This window comes from Mycolicibacterium duvalii (assembly GCF_010726645.1).
Classification (GTDB): domain Bacteria; phylum Actinomycetota; class Actinomycetes; order Mycobacteriales; family Mycobacteriaceae; genus Mycobacterium; species Mycobacterium duvalii.
In genome coordinates this window covers 4,854,310-4,870,754 of sequence record NZ_AP022563.1, presented here as the reverse complement: position 1 = coordinate 4,870,754, position 16,445 = coordinate 4,854,310, and the positions used below count along the sequence as shown (strand labels likewise).

Annotated in this window: 20 protein-coding genes and 1 tRNA gene; 11 read left to right on the top strand and 10 right to left on the bottom strand. The window is 66.5% G+C overall.

Annotated elements, in window-relative coordinates; genetic code table 11:
- A complete protein-coding gene (tgt, locus tag G6N31_RS23050; RefSeq protein ID WP_098002174.1) occupies positions 1-1,197 on the bottom strand; it encodes a tRNA guanosine(34) transglycosylase Tgt in 1,197 nt (398 codons plus the stop codon).
- A gap of 53 nt (positions 1,198-1,250) precedes the next feature.
- On the opposite strand from tgt, the gene G6N31_RS23045 reads away from it, so the two are divergent.
- Together G6N31_RS23045 and G6N31_RS23040 are read left to right on the top strand one after the other, a co-directional pair.
- On the top strand, positions 1,251-1,697 hold the full coding sequence (locus G6N31_RS23045) for a lipoprotein LpqH (protein WP_098002175.1): 447 nt from the start codon (positions 1,251-1,253) through the stop codon (positions 1,695-1,697).
- A 104-nt stretch (positions 1,698-1,801) separates the two neighbouring features.
- Positions 1,802-2,263, top strand: a complete 462-nt coding sequence (locus G6N31_RS23040; protein WP_098002250.1) for a lipoprotein LpqH — start codon at positions 1,802-1,804, stop codon at positions 2,261-2,263.
- A gap of 7 nt (positions 2,264-2,270) precedes the next feature.
- Here the strand turns inward: G6N31_RS23040 and G6N31_RS23035 are convergent, their stop codons facing one another.
- A complete protein-coding gene (locus tag G6N31_RS23035; RefSeq protein ID WP_098002176.1) occupies positions 2,271-2,615 on the bottom strand; it encodes a DUF732 domain-containing protein in 345 nt (114 codons plus the stop codon).
- Positions 2,616-2,659: 44 nt separating this feature from the next.
- Here G6N31_RS23035 and G6N31_RS23030 point away from each other — a divergent pair, with 44 nt between their 5' ends.
- Both G6N31_RS23030 and G6N31_RS23025 read left to right on the top strand, forming a co-directional pair.
- Positions 2,660-3,046, top strand: a complete 387-nt coding sequence (locus G6N31_RS23030; RefSeq protein WP_098002177.1) for a hypothetical protein — start codon at positions 2,660-2,662, stop codon at positions 3,044-3,046.
- A 2-nt stretch (positions 3,047-3,048) separates the two neighbouring features.
- On the top strand, positions 3,049-4,017 hold the full coding sequence (locus G6N31_RS23025) for an NAD(P)H-dependent flavin oxidoreductase (protein WP_098002178.1): 969 nt from the start codon (positions 3,049-3,051) through the stop codon (positions 4,015-4,017).
- Here G6N31_RS23025 and G6N31_RS23020 read toward each other — a convergent pair.
- The 3 genes from G6N31_RS23020 to G6N31_RS23010 all read right to left on the bottom strand — a co-directional run bounded on the left by G6N31_RS23020 (position 3,989) and on the right by G6N31_RS23010 (position 7,186).
- Positions 3,989-4,336: a hypothetical protein gene (locus tag G6N31_RS23020; protein ID WP_098002179.1), complete on the bottom strand. Its 348-nt coding sequence runs from the start codon at positions 4,334-4,336 to the stop codon at positions 3,989-3,991. The two genes, G6N31_RS23025 and G6N31_RS23020, sit on opposite strands and share 29 nt — an antisense overlap.
- A gap of 90 nt (positions 4,337-4,426) precedes the next feature.
- Positions 4,427-5,185: a DeoR/GlpR family DNA-binding transcription regulator gene (locus tag G6N31_RS23015; protein WP_098002251.1), complete on the bottom strand. Its 759-nt coding sequence runs from the start codon at positions 5,183-5,185 to the stop codon at positions 4,427-4,429.
- Between the two features lie 27 nt (positions 5,186-5,212).
- Entirely contained in the window at positions 5,213-7,186 is a 1,974-nt protein-coding gene (locus G6N31_RS23010) for a PTS mannitol transporter subunit IICBA (RefSeq protein ID WP_098002180.1), read from the bottom strand.
- Between the two features lie 185 nt (positions 7,187-7,371).
- Between G6N31_RS23010 and G6N31_RS23005 the strand changes: the two genes are divergently transcribed.
- The 3 genes from G6N31_RS23005 to G6N31_RS22995 all read left to right on the top strand — a co-directional run bounded on the left by G6N31_RS23005 (position 7,372) and on the right by G6N31_RS22995 (position 9,212).
- Positions 7,372-8,457, top strand: a complete 1,086-nt coding sequence (locus G6N31_RS23005; protein WP_098002181.1) for a zinc-dependent dehydrogenase — start codon at positions 7,372-7,374, stop codon at positions 8,455-8,457.
- 68 nt (positions 8,458-8,525) lie between these two features.
- Entirely contained in the window at positions 8,526-9,005 is a 480-nt protein-coding gene (locus G6N31_RS23000) for a DUF2975 domain-containing protein (RefSeq protein WP_098002182.1), read from the top strand.
- Positions 9,006-9,212 carry a helix-turn-helix domain-containing protein gene (locus tag G6N31_RS22995; RefSeq protein WP_098002183.1) on the top strand — a complete coding sequence of 69 codons (207 nt, stop codon included), beginning with the start codon at positions 9,006-9,008 and terminating at the stop codon, positions 9,210-9,212.
- A gap of 5 nt (positions 9,213-9,217) precedes the next feature.
- On the opposite strand, the gene G6N31_RS22990 is transcribed toward G6N31_RS22995, so the two are convergent.
- Entirely contained in the window at positions 9,218-10,513 is a 1,296-nt protein-coding gene (locus G6N31_RS22990; protein ID WP_098002184.1) for an acetyl-CoA hydrolase/transferase family protein, read from the bottom strand.
- Between the two features lie 469 nt (positions 10,514-10,982).
- On the opposite strand from G6N31_RS22990, the gene G6N31_RS22985 reads away from it, so the two are divergent.
- The 3 genes from G6N31_RS22985 (at position 10,983) to G6N31_RS27090 (ending at position 13,650) form a co-directional block, all read left to right on the top strand.
- Positions 10,983-11,804, top strand: a complete 822-nt coding sequence (locus G6N31_RS22985) for a GAF domain-containing protein (protein WP_098002185.1) — start codon at positions 10,983-10,985, stop codon at positions 11,802-11,804.
- Between the two features lie 377 nt (positions 11,805-12,181).
- The gene (locus G6N31_RS22980; RefSeq protein ID WP_163722333.1) at positions 12,182-13,186 is read left to right on the top strand and encodes an SDH family Clp fold serine proteinase; all 1,005 of its coding nucleotides are present in this window, start codon (positions 12,182-12,184) and stop codon (positions 13,184-13,186) included.
- 287 nt (positions 13,187-13,473) lie between these two features.
- Entirely contained in the window at positions 13,474-13,650 is a 177-nt protein-coding gene (locus G6N31_RS27090; RefSeq protein WP_179964228.1) for a hypothetical protein, read from the top strand.
- A gap of 36 nt (positions 13,651-13,686) precedes the next feature.
- On the opposite strand, the gene G6N31_RS22975 is transcribed toward G6N31_RS27090, so the two are convergent.
- The 3 genes from G6N31_RS22975 to G6N31_RS22965 form a co-directional block, all read right to left on the bottom strand.
- A tRNA-Ser gene (locus tag G6N31_RS22975) sits at positions 13,687-13,777 on the bottom strand.
- A gap of 78 nt (positions 13,778-13,855) precedes the next feature.
- Positions 13,856-14,311: a nucleoside deaminase gene (locus tag G6N31_RS22970; RefSeq protein ID WP_098002188.1), complete on the bottom strand. Its 456-nt coding sequence runs from the start codon at positions 14,309-14,311 to the stop codon at positions 13,856-13,858.
- On the bottom strand, positions 14,308-14,829 hold the full coding sequence (locus G6N31_RS22965) for a tRNA adenosine deaminase-associated protein (RefSeq protein ID WP_098002189.1): 522 nt from the start codon (positions 14,827-14,829) through the stop codon (positions 14,308-14,310). The genes G6N31_RS22970 and G6N31_RS22965 overlap by 4 nt, the downstream gene beginning before the upstream one ends.
- A 147-nt stretch (positions 14,830-14,976) precedes the next feature.
- Between G6N31_RS22965 and G6N31_RS22960 the strand changes: the two genes are divergently transcribed.
- Positions 14,977-15,882, top strand: coding sequence for a prephenate dehydrogenase (locus tag G6N31_RS22960; protein WP_234815196.1), 906 nt, complete (start codon positions 14,977-14,979; stop codon positions 15,880-15,882).
- On the opposite strand, the gene G6N31_RS22955 is transcribed toward G6N31_RS22960, so the two are convergent.
- Entirely contained in the window at positions 15,845-16,444 is a 600-nt protein-coding gene (locus G6N31_RS22955) for a putative glycolipid-binding domain-containing protein (RefSeq protein WP_098002191.1), read from the bottom strand. The genes G6N31_RS22960 and G6N31_RS22955 overlap by 38 nt on opposite strands.
- Position 16,445 lies beyond the last annotated feature (1 nt).

Sequence of the window (16,445 nt, the reverse complement as noted above, 5' to 3'; positions counted from 1 at the left end):
TCATTGTGCACGCGGCGTCGCGTAGTACCGGCCGAGGACGTGCTCCCGCAGGTCATCGAACCGGCCGTCGGGGATGGCCGCCCGGATCCGGTCCACCAGCCGGATGACGAACCGCTCGTTGTGGATCGTGCACAACGTCGCGGACAGGATCTCCTTGGCCTTGAACAGGTGGTGCAGGTAAGCCCGGGTGTAGTGCGCACAGGTGTAGCAATCGCAGTCGGCGTCGATCGGGGTGAAGTCCCGGCGGTAGCGCGAGCCCGTGATGTTGAAGCGGCCGTCCGCGGAGTACACCGCCGCATTGCGCGCCACCCGCGACGGCGACACGCAGTCGAAGGTGTCCGCGCCGGCTTCGATGGCCGCGAACAGATCGTCGGGTTCGCTGATGCCCAGCAGGTGGCGCGGCTTGTCGACCGGCAACTCGTCGATGACCCAGCCGACGATCGTCGCGAGGTTCTGCTTCTCCAGCGCGCCTCCGATGCCGAAGCCGTCGAAGTCCAGCTCGGCCAGTCCGCGGGCGGCGTTGCGACGTAGATCCTCGTACTGGGCGCCCTGCACCACCCCGAACAGCGCCTGCGGCGGCCTGTCGGGTCGGAGCTCGCGCAGCCGTCGGTGTTCGGCCACGCAGCGCACCGCCCACCGGTGCGTGCGTTCGACCGACTGCTCCTGGTAGGCGCGGGTGTTGACCAGCGTGGTCAGTTCGTCGAACGCGAAGATGATGTCGGCGCCGAGTCGGTGCTGAATGCCGATCGACACCTCCGGGGTGAATCGGTGCGTCGAGCCGTTCAGGTGCGATCGGAACGTCACGCCGTCGTCGTCGACATGGGCGAGGCGTTGCTTGCCCTCGGCGATGATGTCGTCGGCCTGGACCCGCTCGGCGTCCATGGCGAGCACCTTCTTGAACCCGACACCCAGCGACATCACCTGGAACCCACCGCTGTCGGTGAATGTCGGTCCCGGCCAGTTCATGAACGCGCCGAGCCCGCCCGCCTCGTCGACGATGTCCGGCCCCGGCTGCAGATACAGGTGGTAGGCGTTGGCCAGCACGGCCTGGGCGCCGAGTTGTTTCATCGTCTCGGGCAGCACGGCCTTCACGGTGGCCTGGGTACCGACGGCGATGAAGGCCGGTGTGTGGATGTCTCCGTGCGGGGTGTGGATGATCCCGGTCCGGCCGTGCCGGCCCGGCAGTTCAGCCTCCACACGAAAGAATGGATCGCTGATATCCGGGGCCGTCACGTCGTAGATTCTGCACTGTGATCACCCGAGGGGTCCTGGCCGCATCAGCTGCCGTGGCCATGCTGGCCACCGCCGGCTGCTCGTCGTCGCCGCCTCCGGAGTACCAGCCCCCGCCCGGGGCGCTGGTGGCCGGCACCGCCCAGATCACGGTCAACGGCCGCGATGCCGGCACCACCGAGACGGTCGAGTGCACGCCGGCCGGCTCGCTGATGGACATGACCACCGGCACCGAGTCATCGGGGGTGTCGGTGCTGATCGACAACCAGGACGAGCTCACCGTGCGCGATGTCGGCATTCGTGATCTGGGCGGATTCACCGGCAGCTACAACCAGGGGCTCGGCGGCGAGGCGTCGGTGACGATGATCGACCGCACCTACGAGGTCACCGGCACCGCGTATGGCTTCGACACCGACAACCCCAGTTTCCGGACCACGGGAACATTCGAAATCAAGATCGCTTGTTGATCACGAATCCCGACGATTCACCACGTCCACGGCGAAAACGCGCAGCATACTGCTCTGGATGGCTCGTCGCCCCCGGCGAGTCACGCAACCAAAGGAGAACCGTGGTGAAGCGTTCCGTCCTCGTCGCCGTCGGCGGCGCAGCGATCTTCGTCGCCGGCCTGTCGGGTTGTTCCTCCGACAACAAGTCCGAAACAACCGGGGAGACCTCGGCGGTCGCCTCGGCCGAGGGCAAGAGCACCGTGACCATCGACGGTCAGGAACAGGAAGTGGCCGGTACCGTCACGTGCGCGACCATGGGCGGCAACATCAACATCGCGATGGGCGACCCCAGCGGTGGGATGGGCGCCGTACTCAGCGAGGGTGACCCGCCGTCGGTCGTCTCGGTCGCGCTGGGCAACGTCGACGGCATGAACCTCGGCTACGCGGCCAACGCCGGACAGGGCGAGGCCTCCGTCGAGAAGGACGGCAACACCTACAAGATCACCGGGACGGCCACCGGCATGGACATGGCCAACCCGATGCAGCCGGTGAACAAGCCGTTCGAGATCGAGGTGACCTGCCCCTGAGAAGGGTCTAGGAAGGAACGTAGCCGGCGGCCGACTTCCGCAACTGCCAGATCTGCGCGGGGCACAGCTCGTTGACGGCCTGATTGATCAGGTACGCGCCCTGGTAGTAATCGCTGGTGCGGAAGTCGGCCTTCACCTGGTCGACCAGTTCGGCGTAGGGCAGCTGGGCGGCCACCCGGTCGCAGATGCTGCGGCCGTAACCCAGTGCGGCGTCTGCGTTGGGGAAGTTGTAGCCGGGCCGGACGTGCACGTTGACCAGATAGGCGACCTCATCGGCGTGTACCGGCGGGGCGGCAACCAGTGCAGCCGACGACAGCAAACCCACCGAAAGCATTCCTACCAGCGACTTCATGAGATGTGACCCTACGCCGTGCGGCGCGACTTAGGCTACGACTCATGAAGTTGATCGCTGTGGCAGCACTGGTCGGTGGGCTGGTTGCTGCACCGCTGGCCGCGCTCGGCTCCGGGACCGCGTCGGCGTCGCCGGCCACGCCGTCGACATGTGACGGCGTGGGCTGCGTGCCCTACGTCAAACGCGGGGTGCAGGCCGGTGAACGCTGCAACCAGTCGATGCGCTTCAATTTCGGCCTGGATGCCTCGGGCGCGACGATGGTCTGCAACTCCAAGAGCATGTGGATCTCCTGGTCGCCGCTGATCGGTGTACGCACACTGCGCTCGGCCTGCACCGAACCGTCCACCGCCGCGCAGACGCCGGACGGTTACATGCTGTCGTGCATCAACGGGGTGTGGACCGCCGACAACTCCGCGACGTTCTACCGCTGAGGGTGCCCAACCGCGTTCAGACGCTACTCGGGGTGCGCTACCCGGTGGTGCAGGCGCCGATGACCTACATCGCCCGGGCGGAGCTGGCCGCGGCGGTGTCCGAGGGCGGCGGGCTCGGGATGGTCGAGACCCTCACCCCGCAGGGACGCGAGGACCTGCTTCGGGTCCGCGAGCTGACCGACCGACCAGTGGCAGCCAACCTGATGATCCAGGGCTGGAAGCGCGACCCGTCCATTGTCGACGTGCTCGCCTCGGCCGGCGTCCGGCATGTGTTCACCTCCGCGGGAGACCCGGCGCTGTTCACCGCACGCCTGCACGACGCCGGGATGACGGTCGTGCACGTGGTGGGCTCGTTGAAGGCGGCGCGCAAGGCCGCCGACGCCGGCGTCGACGCGCTGGTGGTCGAGGGGGTCGAGGGCGGCGGGTTCAAGTCGCCGCTCGGCGCGTCGACGATGGTGTTGCTGCCGCTGGTCGCCGAGCACGTGGACCTGCCGATCATCTGCGCCGGCGGGATGTGTGACGCCCGCACGTGTGCCGCGGCGGTCGTGCTGGGTGCCGAGGGCGTGCAGATGGGCACGCGCATGCTGGCCAGCGTGGAAGCCGCCGTGCACGCGAACTTCAAGGATGCGATCGTCGCCGCCGACGATGCGGGCACGGTGATGTTGAGCGTGCCGGGCAATCCGACGATGCGCGTGCTGCACACCGGTTTGGCGGCGACGCTTCGCGACCAGGGAGAGCAGGCACAGCTGCTGGGCCGCATCACCGACCTGTACTTCGGCGGCGACCTGGACGCCAGCGTCGCCAACACCGGGCAGGTGTCGGCGCGCATCACCGGTCTGGAGCCGGTGGCCGAGATCGTGCGGCGCACCTGGACCGGCGTCGAGGCAGCACTGGACGCGGCGCGCGGCCGGATCAACGGACCGGATCAAGCGCGCCTTCCGCTCACGGACCCGAAACTCCAGGCGCGTTGACACACGCCCGGTACGCCTCGTTACACATCTGGACGGCTTCGACCGGCACGTACCTCTCGCCGTAGATGCCCTGTTGTGCCGCATCCGAGAGGCACTGCTTGCGTCGATCTTCACAACTCGACGCCGGGGCCGGCTCCTGCAGGGGCAGATCGAGGAGCGAGTCCGGTCCCATCATCAGGGTCAATGGGTCGACAGCGCGCCCGTCGCCGGCACACGGCGTCGGCGACGGCTGGGCTGCGACAGGGCCGATCGAGATCAGTGCGATCGGACACAGCAGGACGGCGGCCAGCGCCAGTCGAGCGGCGGAACGAGTAGTCATGGCAGTGCCCCTTGCGGCGAGATCCACATCAGGTGTTCCGCCATTGCACTGGAACAGACCCCCGTGCGGTAGGGCATGAGGTCCCTAGTGTCAGACGCGGATGACGACCGGGCCGAGTGCCTCGTAGCGGCGCGCCTGCTCGGCAGCCAGCTCCGTTCCGGTCACGATCGCCTCGAAATCCGACACCGTCGCGAACCTGCAGAAGCTGCTCTCACCGAACTTCGACTGAGCTGCCACCAGGATCGGCCGGCGCGCCACCCGCACCGCGGTGCCCTTCACCGCCGCGACCGCGGGATCGGGTGTGGTGCACCCGTGCTCGGGGGTGATTCCGTTGGTGCCGAGGTAAGCCACGTCGATGACCAGACTGCCGAGCATGTCGAGAGCCCAATGGTCGACGGTGGCCAGGGTCCTGCCGCGCATGCGGCCGCCGAGCAGCAGCACCGTCACCGTGCGGCTGTGGGCGAGCGCCTCGGCCGCCAGCAGCGACGACGTCACCACCGTCAGGTCCTGCTCGGCGAGCCGCTCGGCGATCAGCCGCGGCGTGAAACCCTCGTCCAGATAGACGGTTTCGGCGCCGTGCAACAGGCCGGCCGCAGCTGCGGCGATGCGGTGCTTCTGGGCGAGGTCGACCTGGCTGCGGTATTCGACGCCGGACTCGAACGCGGCGGTCTCCAGCGGGACCGCCCCGCCGTGCACCCTTTTGAGCAGACGCCGACCCGCCAGCACCTTCAGGTCGCGGCGGATCGTCTCACTCGCGACGTCGAGTTCGGCCGCGAGTGAGGCGACGTCGACTCGCCCACGGGTACGGGCGAATTCGACGATCCGGCTCTGACGGGTGTCGGAGTCCACCGGGACCACGCTACTTGTCGCCCACCGTCAGGACGCCATCAGGATGGCCTTGATCTCCTCAGCTGTGGTGGCCTGCCGCAGCCGGGCCACCTCGTCGGGCTTGAGGAACACCTGCGCGATCCTGGTGAGCAGCGCCATGTGATCCTTGCCCGCCCCGGCGATGCCGACGACGAATTCGGCAGGCTTGCCGTTCCAGTCGATCGGCTCGGCGTAGCGCACGAAGGACAGGCCGGTGCGCCGGATGCAGTCCTTGGCCTCGTTGGTGCCGTGCGGAATGGCCAACCCGTTGCCCATGTAGGTCGACACCGACGATTCCCGCTCGTGCATCGCGTCGACGTAGGCCTGCTCCACCGCGCCGGCCGCGACCAGCAATGCCCCGGCCTCGTCGATCGCGTCGGCGGCGGTGCGCGCGGTGCCGCCGAGCACGACCGACGACGGTGGCAACACGTCGTCGGTCGTGGGCTCGGCGACCTCTTCGGCCGGCGCAATAGCAGGGGCGGCGTCGTCTGTGCCGTTGGTCCGCTTGAGCTGCTCGACGATCTCGTCGTAGCGCGGGCTGCCCATGAAGTCGTCGACCGAGACGTGGACCGCGGAACCGGTGCGCTGCCGGGCCCGCGCGGTCAGGTCGCGGTGCGAGACCACCAGGTCGTAGTTGTCGGTGAGGTTCGAGATCGCCGAGTTGGTGACCTTGACATCGCCGAAGCCGGCCTGCTGAATCTTTCTGCGCAGCACCGAAGCTCCCATCGCCGACGAGCCCATGCCGGCGTCGCAGGCGAACACGATGCTTTTGATCGGTCCGGCCGACTCGGCGACCAGGGTGCCGGCGACGCTGGATTTGCGGCCTTTCATGGCCTCCATCTCCGCGGTGGCCGCGGCCAGATCCGGCTCGTCACTGGCGCGGTCGGTCTTGAGCAACAGCGAGGCGACCGCGAAGGAGACCCCTGCTGCCCCGAGCACCGACAGCGTGACGCCGAGGAAGCTACCGCCGGCGGTCTGCGCGTAGACGGCGATGATCGAGCCCGGAGCGGCGGGGGCACGCAGGCCGGAGCCGAACAGCACGTTGATGAACACTCCCGTCATCCCGCCGAGGATGGTGGCGATGATCAGCTTCGGCTTCATCAGCACGTACGGGAAGTAGATCTCGTGGATGCCGCCGAAGAACTGGATGATGGCAGCGCCCGGCGCCGAGGCCCGCGCGACACCGCGGCCGAACACCATGTAGGCCAACAGAAGTCCCAGCCCGGGGCCGGGATTGGCTTCCAGCAGGAACAGGATCGACTTGCCGGTCTCCAGCGCCTGGGTGGTGCCCAGAGGAGTCAGCACGCCGTGGTTGATCGCATTGTTGAGGAACAGCACCTTGGCCGGTTCGATCAGGATCGACGTCAGCGGCAGCATGTTGTTCTCGACGAGGAAGTCCACCGCGTTGCCCGCGGCGCGGGTGAACGCGGACACGATCGGTCCGATGCCGAAGAAGCCGAAGATTGCCAGGATCATCCCGAGGATGCCGGCGGAGAAGTTGTCGACCAGCATCTCGAAGCCGGGACGGATCTTGCCCTCCCACAAGGCGTCCAGCTTCTTCATGCACCAGCCGCCGAGCGGACCCATGATCATCGCTCCGAGGAACATCGGCACGTCGGCACCGGTCACCACACCGACCGTCGCGATCGCGCCGACCACCGCGCCGCGGTTGCCGTGGATCATCCGGCCGCCGGTGTAGCCGATCAGGATCGGCAACAGGAACGTGATCATCGGGCCGACGATGCCGGCGCCGTCGTAGGCGCCCCATCCGCCGATCTTGGCCACCCAGCCGTCCGGGTCCTTCAGTTGCGAGAAGATCCCCTGCAGCCAGCCCTGCTCGATGAAGAGGGCGGTGATCAGCCCCCACGCGATGAACGCCGCGATGTTCGGCATCACCATGTTCGACAGCGCGGTGCCCAGCTTCTGGACGTGGACCCGCACTCCGGTCCGCGGGGCTGCGTCCTCGATCGTTGCGTGTGACATGGGGTCCTCCGATTCGCTGGGCGGGCCGGGAGGTGATGCCGGTCACAACCCGGGATACAGCAAGTACACCTCATAAACGGGCACCAAAGCAACCATTCGGTCAAAATCGGTCAGATTTTTTGGTGGTTTTATGCCCGGATGACCGCTACAGTGCTGAAGAGCACACTTGTCGAGAGGACTGCACGATGAAGGCTTTGCGCTTCTACGCCCCCGAAGACGTCCGGCTCGAGGACGTCGACGAACCGGTATGCGCCCCCGACGAGGTGAAGCTGCGCGTGCGTAACTGCTCCACCTGCGGCACCGACGTCAAGATCTTCCACAATGGCCACCAGAACCTGACTCCGCCGCGGACCATCGGTCACGAGATCGCCGGCGAGATCGTCGAGGTGGGCGCTGATGTGAACAGCACCTACGGCAGCAACTGGCAGGTCGGCGACCGGGTCCAGGTGATCGCCGCAGTGCCGTGCGGCGAGTGTCACGAGTGCCGCAAGGGCTGGATGGCAGTGTGCCAGAACCAGACCTCGATGGGTTACCAGTACGACGGCGGGTTCGCCGAGTACATGATCGTGCCGCGACAGGTGCTCAAAGTCGATGGGCTGAACCGGATCCCGGACAACGTGGGCTTCGACGAAGCGTCGGCGGCCGAGCCGTTCGCATGCGCGATCAACGCGCAGGAACTGCTCGGCATCGAGGAGGGTGACACCGTGGTGGTGTTCGGCGCCGGCCCGATCGGCTGCATGCACATCCGCATCGCCCGCGGGGTGCACAAGTGCGGGCCGGTGTATCTGGTCGACGTCAACGCCGCCCGGCTGCAGATGTCGGCCGACGCCGTCGCGCCCGACGAGATCATCAACGGCGCCGACGTCGACGTCGTCGAGAAGGTGATGGAGCTGACCGGCGGTCGCGGCGCCGACGTGGTGATCACCGCGACCGCCGCCAACGTGGCCCAGGAGCAGGCCATCGCGATGGCCGCCCGCAACGGCCGCATCTCGTTCTTCGGCGGACTGCCCAAGACCGACCCGACGATCACATGCGACTCGAACGTCGTGCACTACCGGCAGCTGCACATCCACGGCGCCAACGGATCCGCACCCGAGCACAACAAGCGGGCGCTGCAGTACATCTCGACCGGGCAGGTCCCGGTCAAGGACCTCATCACCCGCCACATCCCGCTCGACGACGTCCTCGACGCGTTCCGGATCGTCAAGAACGGCGAGGCGATCAAAGTGACGGTGGAACCGGCGCCGGCCGAGGTGGCGGCCTCGGTCTAGGAGGCGAACGCTCAGCTGTGACACCCGTATCTATTGACTATCGATAGATTTCTGGCGATAGTCGGTACATGATTGCTGTCCGCCGCGTGCTGCCGCTGCTGAAGCTGACCCTCGTCGCGCTGTTCGGCGTGCTGGTTCTGCTGCAGACCATGTCGCTGCCGGGCCAATTCGCGCACATGGCTGCAGAGTCACCCGAGCAGGCCCATCTGCGGTGGCCCCTGACCGCGGTGTCGGTATTCCTGGTGCTGTGCGTCGAGGTCGTGGTGGTGTGTACGTGGAAATTGCTCACGCTGGTGCGCAGTGACCGCATCTTCCGGCCGGTGTCTTTGGTGTGGGTGGACGTGATCATCGGTGCGATCGCCACCGGATGGACCGTCTTCCTCGCGCTCTTCCTCTACGTCGGATTCCGGGCGACCGATCCCGGCCTGCCTCTGCTGATGTTCCTGGCGCTCACCGGTGGTGCGGTGCTCGGGCTGGTGATGGTGGTGATGCGGGCACTGCTCCAGCAGGCCACCGCGCTGCGCACCGACTTGGACGCGGTCATCTAGGTGGCCATCGTCGTCCGTATCGACGTGCAGCTGGCCCGCCGGAAGATGAGCGTGGGCGAGTTCGCCGAGCGGGTCGGTCTCACGCCGGCCAACGTGGCAGTGCTCAAGAACGGGCGGGCCAAGGCGGTGCGCTTCGCCACGCTGGAAGCGATGTGCCGAGTGCTCGAATGCCAGCCCGGCGACCTGCTCGAGTACGTACCCGACTGAGTGGTCTAGCCTTTCGCGTCCTCGGCTGCGGCCAGCAGCTCATCACGGAACAACGGGTGCGCAATCGACGCCAGCGCGCGGCCCCGCTGCCGTACCGTCCTGCCCTCCAGCTCCGCGGCGCCGTACTCGGTGACGATGACGTCGACGTGGTGGCGCGGGGTGGTGATGATCGCGCCCGCCCCGAACCGCGGCACGATGCGGGACTGCAGGCGGCCGTCCTTCTCGAAGGTCGAAGGCAGGCAGATCAATGACCGGTCGGTCAGCTCCAGGCCGGCGCCCGCGACGAAGTCCTCGGCGCCGCCGATGCCGCTGAACTGGTCCCCGCCGATCGAGTCGGCCACCACCTGGCCGTTGATGTCGACCGCCAGTGCGCCGTTGATCGAGATCATCTTGTGGTTGGCGCCGATCACCTCCGGGGAGTTGACGATCTCAACGGGCAGGAACGCGACGTCGCGGTTGCCGTTCAACCACGCGTAGAGCTCGTCGGATCCCAGGGCGAACGTCGTGACGCTGACGCCATCGAAGCGTCCCTTGGCAGCGTTGGTGACCTTGCCCGCACGGTGCAGCTGCATGCAGCCGTCGGTGAACATCTCGCTGTGCAGCCCGTAGTCGCCGCCGTCGCCGTCGGCCAGCAGTGCGGCGATCTGACTCGGAATGGAGCCGATGCCCGTCTGCAGTGTCGCCCCGTGCGGGATGAAGCCGAGGGCGTGACGCGCGATCGCGGTGTCGGTGTCGGTGGGCGGCGGGGTGGGCAGGGCCAGCGGCGGATCGGTGGAGCGCACCAGGATGTCGATCTCGTCGACGTGCAGGGCGTGCCGATGCTCCCCGTGGCCGAAGGTGACCGGAAACGCCTCGGACGCCTCGACGATGAGGAGACGGTCGGGGTCGGCGCCGGCGCGGCGCAACTCGGTGACGGTGCCGCCGGCGTGCAGCGACAGCGAGCACCAGCCGTCGGCGTCGGGCGGCGTCGCGACCGTCGTCAGCACGCGCGGGGCTTGCTGTTCCATCAGCGGTCCGAACCGGCGAAAGTCGGCCGGGACGAAGTCGATCCCGGCGCCGGTCTCGCGCAGCGCGCGTTCCAGCGGACCGTAGAAACCCGACAGGTAGTGCACGCCGGGACGGCCGAACAGCTCGGTGCCCACCGCCAGCAGCGCGCCGTACACCCTCAGGTCGGTCCAGTCGGTGCGCTCCCCGAGCGCACGCAGGAAGGCCGGCGGCTGGCCCGGGCCCAGCGGCATCCCGAGGCTGTCGGAAGTGTCCAGCCGTGCCGCGGCCGCGTCGGCGCTCAGTTCCTCGGGCATGTCCTCACCCTGCCATGCCCATAGCAAAACCGCCCTTACCTGCGTAGACAGGAGGGCGGTGTTGGCGGTGGCGGAGGGATTTGAACCCTATTCAGCTACTTACCAGTACGGCCTAACTATGCCGACCTGGTAGTTCACATCGTCGCAGATCACTTGAGTTATCTGTAACTCACCGCAAAATGTGGGCACGCAGCACACGGCGTCGAAGGGGCTGCATGAACGACACTTCGCGGCAGGGCTCACCCGACCGGGACCGCCGGGTAGCGGATCGGCCAGCAACGCCGTAGGCGCGTATTCCCAAAGAATGCGGCCCCCGCTGACCGTTCCCGCTGTGCGCCCGACGCTGCCGCTCCCTCGCCAGTCCTACTTGCTTGGCCTTCTGCCAGCCATATTCGCGTAAGGACACTGTTTGCCCCGGTCAACGGCGCGCCTTCGCTTAAATTTGGGCAGAAGCTGCCACCATTCGGCCATGTCAGACCCCAGCCGCGCTCATCAGCGAGGTCGGTTCAGTGATGTTCAGATCGCCATCGGCTTATTCCTCCATTCCTATCCCAGCCCGATACTCATCGTCTTCGGGGTCCTCGCGCCCGCCCTTGGGGCGTTTTTCATGACACTGGGTCAGGACCGCGCAGATCGTGGTGACTGGGCCTACTTGTTGTCAGGGTTCGCGGCTATCGTCGTGGGCGGCCTCGTCTTGTGGGCTAAACAGCGCGCGTCCGAGGAGGTGGCAAATCTGGATATGAAGGTTGCTGACCGCTTCCGAATCACAATCAAAGACGCGCTGCAACCAGTCGCTGAGTTGATCGCAGACATGCCAGCGCAAACTCGCACGGTTCGCCGTGAATCGATCAAAACTGTGTCGACACAGGCTGTATCGGCTTTGAGACTACTGCTGAAGGACGTCTCACGGCTGAGGGCTACGGTTTACCAGATAAACGCGGACGGGGATATGGAGTGTGTTTGCTATCACGGCAGAGGCAATAGCGTTCAGCCGCAGCCATTCATTAGAACGACCCTGCGTGGCGAACGGGCACTTGAGTTCGTTCGCCGTGGAGGTGAGCCGCTGTTCATCCGCGATATCGACAAGGTGAACGAGGGAGACGTCGACTACCGGGGAACTCGCTCCGGTTACAAGACGTTCATTTCAGCCAGCATCCACAACGATGCCGACGGTTACGGGATGGTGACGATTGACGCGCCCAGGGCCGGAAGCTTGGTGGATACAGACAAGCAGCTAGTGGCGTTGGTCGCGGACCTCCTGGCTATCGCGTTCGCGATTGCCGAACACTAATGAGCAAGGTCTGATGCATAATCGTTATCTAGCGAAGGATTAGCAACATGAGTCACATACGTCACACCGGTACCATAGGTTTTGACCGTAGCAGGAGGGGTGCCCGCTGATGCCAGCTATTCGCATGGAGAAACAGCGGCACCGCGGCGCGCGTGACGTCTCGTCCCAGGCCGCAATTGACGCCATTTGGTCCGACGCCGAGGAAACCGTCCGCGAGGAAGTCCCCGCGCTGCGGCGGCGCTGGATCGAAAGCTGGTTGGAGTCCCGCGAGGCTCGCGGGAGCGACGCCTAAGTGATTGCCAACTGAACACGTTTAATGGCCTGCGTGGCGTGGCACTATCTCACCAGTGGGTCATGGAAGGACCTCGGGGGGATTTGTGACACAGCCTGAGCTGCGAAAACCGCAGGTAAAGAAGCGGTTGTCGGCAGCGCCTGCGAGCGGGAGTGTCGAAAATCAGGAGCCTGCGCGCGAGCGCAAGGTCGTCATCCTGGCTTTGCTGCAGCACGGTCCGCAGACCTCGATCAATCGCCAGACCGTGGAGCTGATTCGCAAAGCGCTGCAGCCCCTCGATCCTGCCACGAAAGACAGCACCACCTTAGACGTCTGGTTGGAGTCGCCGGGTGGCGACGGAGACTGCGCATACAAGATCGGGTTAATGTTGCGGAGTGTGGCTAGCCACATCCGGATTGTCGTCCCCGACTACGCGAAGTCTGCGGCCACACTGCTCAGCTTGGTTGGTGACGAGATTTACATGGCACCGGGCGCTGAGCTTGGGCCATTGGATGCGCAGATCGGGTACGAGCAAGAGGGCATCACCATCTCGGCGTTGGATCGAACGAGAAGTATCGATGACCTGGTGACAACCGCCATGGACATTGCGATAGGCGGTGGGGCCACGGTCCTTCAGGCTACTCAGCTAAGCCGATCTGAGTCGCTAACGGCGATGCTTGACTTCGCCGCCAAGTTTCTGCAGCCGGTGGTAGCGAAGCTCGATCCGACAATGCTGCATTGGTCGAACACCCTTCTCCGTGTGGCAGTTGAGTACGGCAGGCGATTGATGCTCACGCGGAATGACTGCCCGCCAGAGCTAGCGCGTACGGTTCCACGACAGTTGATGGAGGACTATCCGACGCACGGGTACGTCATCTCTATCGACCAAGCGAAAGAACTCGGGCTACCGGTAAAGCCGCTCGCGGAGTACGAGTTCGCTGAGCACGCTGAAAAACTTTATGTGAGTACATATTCCAAGGGGTTGAATCTCACAGATGTGATTCAACTTCCTCCGGACTCGGGTAGTAGCGTAAACGCCACAGGGGAAGACGAGGCTACCGATGAAATACAAGACAGTGATCCGACTGAACCACGCAACGACGGTGCATGAGCCCGAAGCGGACGAGTGCGAATCGTCACGTCAGCGCGCGTGGTCGGACGAGGATCTCCGGATTCGGTTTCGCCGACGATTGTTGCGCAACAGCTCAGTAGCCCCGTTTGGTACCGATGAAGAACGCGACGAGGAGATCCGCCGCATCTGGCGAGCCGCCAGCCGTTCAGGCCGCTAGTCTCCGTTTCGGGCCTACGGGAGCGAGACGGGGATCGCCTTGCGCTGATTCGCACGGGGTACACACCCCACCCCATAGTCGTTGCTAGAACGACGGTTTCGGTCGCAGTGTGTCGATACTGAAAATGTTTGGGCACACCTCGGCCAAGGTCACGCTGGACACCTACGCCGACCTGTTCGACACCGATCTCGACGCCGTCGGCATCACGCTAGATCAGTCGTATTCGCTGACAAGCGTGAGCAAAAAGGGGGTAAATCGTGGGCAGCTGATCGCACAGCAAATATAAAAATGCCCCCTAGCTGCGTAAACAACCAGGGGGCTATGGCGGTGGCGGAGGGATTTGAACCCTCGGACGGGGGTTACCCGTCACACGCTTTCGAGGCGTGCTCCTTAGGCCGCTCGGACACGCCACCGTGTGGCAGCTTACCGACCGACCCGCCGCGATCCCAAACCCGCGTGGTCCGCGAGCGTGAACCCACGACGGAAGACCCTCAGCGCTGCCGGGCGAAGAACTCCTCCAGCGGGCGGGCGCACTCGTCGGCCAGCACCCCGCCGCGCACCTGGGGCCGGTGGGTCAGCCGCCGGTCGCGTACCACGTCCCACAACGAGCCGACCGCGCCGGTCTTGGGCTCCCAGGCGCCGAACACCAAACGCCCGATGCGGGCCATCACCAGCGCGCCCGCGCACATCGTGCACGGCTCGACGGTCACCGCCAGAGTCGCGCCCTCCAAACGCCAGCCGTCGCCGAGCGCCACCGCCGCCGCGCGCAGCGCCAGGATCTCGGCATGGGCCGTCGGGTCCCCCGATGCCTCCCGGGCGTTGGCCGCCCTGGCCAGCTCGGTGCCGTCGGCGGCCACGACGACCGCTCCGATCGGCACGTCGCGCGGACCGGCCGAAGATGCCGCCTCCAGGGCGGCGCGGATCAGCGCCTCGTCGGCAGAACTCACCGGCCCAATCGGTCCAGGACCGCCGACAGCTCGTCGGCGAACCCCATCTCCCGCGCGATCCGACCCACCTGCTCGTCGGCGTAGAGGTCGGTTTCGGACAGGATGATCGACAGCACTGGTTCGGGCAGCCCGATGTCGGAGAGCACGCCGAGGTCGCCTTCTTCGAACGGGTCGGCGTCATCGAGGTCTTCGTCGTCGATGTCGGCGTCGAGGCGCTCGAGCACCTCGGCGGCGATGTCGTAGTCCAGCGCGGCCGTCGCGTCCGACAGCAGCAGCCGGGTGCCGCGCGGCGCGGGCCGGACGATCACGAAGAATTCGTCATCGACGTCGAGCAGACCGAAAACCGCGCCCGCGCTGCGCAACTCGCACAGCTCGGTCTCGGCAGCCTTGAGGCTGGTCAGCGCCGCCGGCCGCAACGGGCTGCACCGCCACTTGCCGTCCTCGCGGACGACCGCCACACCGAAGCCGTCAGGAGCATCCACCACCTGCTCCTGCGTCTGTGCACGCTGCGCTCCCATGGCAGCTAACCGTAGTCCTGGTTCAACGCGTTGACCAGCGCGTCCGTCCCTCCTGGCGGTCAGTCGGCCGGGCCGGTGTGTCAACCTGGAACCGTGGCGAAGACACCGGTATGCGTGCTCGGGCTGGGCCTGATCGGCGGCTCGCTGATGCGTGCCGCCCACCAGGCCGGCCGGCAGGTGTTCGGATACAACCGGTCGATCGAGGGCGTCGCGGCCGCCCGCGCCGATGGGTTCGACGCCACCGCCGGCCTCGATGACGCCCTGCGCCGTGCCGCCCAGACCGACGCACTGATCGTGCTGGCGGTGCCGGTTCCGGCTCTGCCGCAGATGTTGCGCCACGTCAGTGCCGTGGCCCCGCACTGTCCGCTGACCGACGTCACCAGCGTCAAGGGCGCGGTGCTCGACGAGGTCGCCGAGGCCGGGTTGCTCGAGCGGTTCGTCGGCGGCCATCCGATGGCCGGGACCGCGCACTCGGGCTGGGCCGCCGGCGAGGCCGGGCTGTTTCACCACGCGGCGTGGGTGGTCAGCGTCGACGACCACGTCGATCCGGCGGTCTGGACCGAGGTGATGGCGCTGGCCCTGGACTGCGGGGCGGTCGTGGTGCCGGCCCGCTCGGACGAACATGACGCCGCCGCAGCCACCATCTCGCACCTGCCGCACCTGCTCGCCGAAGCGCTGGCCGCCACCGCCGGTGAGGTGCCGCTCGCGTTCGCGCTGGCTGCCGGGTCCTTCCGGGACGGCACTCGGGTGGCGGCGACGGCGCCGGATCTCGTCCGCGCGATGTGTGAGGCCAACGCCGCACAGCTGCTGCCGGTACTCGATCACGCCCTTGGGTTGCTGACCGAGGCGCGCACGCACTTGACGGAGCACCAGTCGGTGGCCGACCTGGTCGAGGCGGGGCACGCCGCGCGGATCCGCTACGAGCGCTTCGCCCGGCCCGAGATCGTCACCGTGGTGATCGGCGAGGAGGGATGGCGCGACGAACTGGCCGCGGCGGGGCGCGCCGGCGGGGTGATCAGATCCGCGCTGCCAACCCGGGATAGTCGAGGATGAATCCGTCGGCGTCCACCGACAGCGTGGTCTCGGCGACCGGTGAGTGCAGTTTGATCCCGTCGGCGCCCGGCGTGTAGCTCATGTTGGCTACGTCCACTGACAGCTCGGGCAGTACCCGCACGTAGACGACCGGCAGGGTGACCGGCCCGCCGTCGAGGTGCAGGCCCAGCCGACGGATCGGCAACGAGTTGAAGAACGGGCTGAGCAGCACGTCGACGTCGAGTGCGCCGTCGAACGCCGACCGCCGGGTCTGGCCGGCATGCTCCTGCACCAGCCACATGTTCTCCTCGTCGCGGGCGATGGAGAGCTGCCGCTCGCGCTCGGCCAGCGTCACGGTCAGCGACAGGCGCTTGGTCGCGCCGTGCTCGTCGGTGACCAGGTCGTAGGACATGCTGAAGGCCGGGTGCGTCGAGGTCGCCGCGTTGACGATGCGACCGTAGGCCTTGATGCGGTTACCGGACAGCTGCACGCGAGCCGATTCCATTCGCGGCTCGTCATGGGCCCGCCAGGTCAGCACGGCTCGTTGCACCTCGCGTTCGCCAGAGCGATCGGCTTCACTCACC